At 64.7% G+C, this 666-nt stretch carries 1 protein-coding gene; it reads right to left on the bottom strand.

The window, feature by feature from the left end; translation table 11 throughout:
• Positions 1–53: 53 nt before the first annotated feature.
• The gene (gene efp, locus ABB22_RS17445; protein WP_055769548.1) at positions 54–620 is read right to left on the bottom strand and encodes an elongation factor P; all 567 of its coding nucleotides are present in this window, start codon (positions 618–620) and stop codon (positions 54–56) included.
• Positions 621–666: the final 46 nt, after the last annotated feature.

The raw sequence follows: 666 nt of genomic DNA on the forward strand, positions 1-666 counted from the left end.
CGCGGACCGGTTCCTCGACAGCCTGCTCGACGCGGGCGGGTTCGTGCATGGACTTACTTGACGCGCGCGGAGTATTCGCCGGAGCGGGTATCGACGCGGATCACTTCGTCCTGGTTGACGAACAGCGGCACGCGTACCACCGCGCCGGTTTCCAGGGTGGCCGGCTTGCCGCCGCCGCCGGAGGTATCGCCGCGCACGCCCGGGTCGGTCTCGGTGATCTTCAGCTCGACGAAGTTCGGCGGGGTGACGTCGATCGGCGCGCCATTCCACAGGGTGACCACGCAGGACTCCTCGCCCTTGAGCCACTTCTCGGCGCCGTTCATGCCGGCCTTGTCGGCCTGCACCTGCTCGAAGGTCTCCGGGTCCATGAAGTGCCAGTACTCGCCGTCGCTGTACATGTAGTTCATGTCGGTATCGACGACGTCGGCGGCATCGACCGAGTCGGTCGACTTCATGGTCACTTCCTGGGTGCGGCCGTCCTTGATCAGGCGGTACTTCACGCGGGTGAACGCCTGGCCCTTGCCCGGCTTGACGTACTCGGTGTCGATGATGACCGCCGGTTGGTTGTTGACCAGGATCTTCATCCCGTTCTTTACGTCGTTCATGCCGTAGCTGGCCATGCTGGAACTCCTGATAAGTGGCAAAACCGGCGCGCGCAGGGCGGCC

Origin of the sequence: Stenotrophomonas nitritireducens, assembly GCF_001431425.1 — a bacterium.
GTDB classification, from domain to species: Bacteria; Pseudomonadota; Gammaproteobacteria; order Xanthomonadales; family Xanthomonadaceae; genus Stenotrophomonas; species Stenotrophomonas nitritireducens.